Origin of the sequence: Mesorhizobium sp. M0207 (assembly GCF_040321995.1) — a bacterium.
Classification (GTDB): Bacteria; Pseudomonadota; Alphaproteobacteria; order Rhizobiales; family Rhizobiaceae; genus Mesorhizobium.
Map to the genome: position 1 here is coordinate 1 of NZ_JAMYSQ010000069.1, position 1342 is coordinate 1342.

Genomic DNA, 1342 nt, shown 5'->3' on the forward strand with positions numbered 1-1342 from the left:
ACTTTGCGCCGGCTGTGGGCCCAGCAGCTGGCCTCCAGAACAGGCGCCGGCTGACGACCCGTCGCATAGAGATCGCCATAACCACCAAAGGCATCGGCCTGCAGAATGCCGCTCCAGCCGGCGAGATGCGTCGCGGGATGTTCGCCTCGGCGATCGCGGGAATAGTAGAACACTGCCGCCGGCGGATCGGCGCCGCCGAACGGTCGGTCATCGCGCACATAGGTCCATAATCGGCCGGTATCGGTCTTGCCCTTGGCCAGGACCGGCACCGTCGTGTCGTCGCCGTGCAGACGCGAAGCGGCCAGCACATGGGCTTCGAGCTGCTTGAACAGCGGCATCAGCGCCGCGGCGCCGGCGCCGACCTGGTCGGCGAGCGTCGACAGGCTGAGCGGCACGCCTTCGCGGGCATAGCGTTCGGCCTGGCGGTTAAGCGGCTGATGCTGGCCGAACTTCTCGAACAGGATCATCGCCAGCAGGCCGGGACCGGCCCAGCCGCGCGGGGTGGCGTGGAAGGGCGCCGGAGCCTGGCTGATCGTCTCGCAGTCGCGGCAGGTGAACTTCTCCCGCACGTGCTGGATCACCTTCCATTGCCGCGGCACCACCTCCAGCGTCTCGGTGATATCCTCACCCAGCTTGCGCAGCCGATGACCGCCGCAGCAATGGCAAGCGGCCGGCGCCGGCTCGACCACGCGTTCGCGCGGCAGATGCTCGGGAAATGGCTGGCGCGCCGGTCGCTTGCGCATGTAAGGCGCCACCTCGGTGGTCCGGGCCGCGGCCTGTTCGGCGGCGATCTCGTCTTCCGTCGCGGTGCTCTCGAGTTCCTCGAAGGTGAGTTCCATCTGGTCGTGCAGGCGGGCTGAGCGTTCAGAACTCTGACCATGCAGCGCCCGCTGCAGCTTCCGGATCGTCAGATGCTGATGCGCGATCAGCGCCGCATCATCCGATGCCTTGGCCCTGGCGACCGCCAGTTCGGCCTCGACCAGCGCAGCGCGCGCGGCCTCGTCTTCGGCTCTGGCCAGCGCCGCGGTCAGCGCTGCTCTCAGCGCGCCAATATCGTCCGGAACAGCATCCTGGGCGGTGGCAACCATGCCCTGGAGTGAATCATAAAACGCGTCCGCTGACTCGCGGAAAATGGCGCAAACTCAAAGAAAAACTCAGCCCGCGCGCTGCGGGCGGAACGTGTGAAGCGGGTTGCGCCAATCGATCCCGTCGAGCATGTAGGCGAGCTGCGCCGGTGATATGGAAACCGTGCCGTCCGCCGGCGACGGCCATAGAAACCGGCCCTTCTCGAGCCGTTTTGCATACAGCGACATGCCGAGCCCATCATGCCAGATAATCTTGA

The 1342-nt window shown here is 66.5% G+C and carries 2 protein-coding genes; both read right to left on the minus strand.

The window, feature by feature from the left end:
- On the minus strand, positions 1-1088 hold a 1088-nt coding region (gene tnpC, locus NKJ15_RS32860), incomplete at its 3' end, for an IS66 family transposase (RefSeq protein ID WP_352819843.1).
- Positions 1089-1154: 66 nt separating this feature from the next.
- On the minus strand, positions 1155-1342 hold a 188-nt coding region (tnpB, locus tag NKJ15_RS32865), incomplete at its 5' end, for an IS66 family insertion sequence element accessory protein TnpB (RefSeq protein ID WP_352819845.1).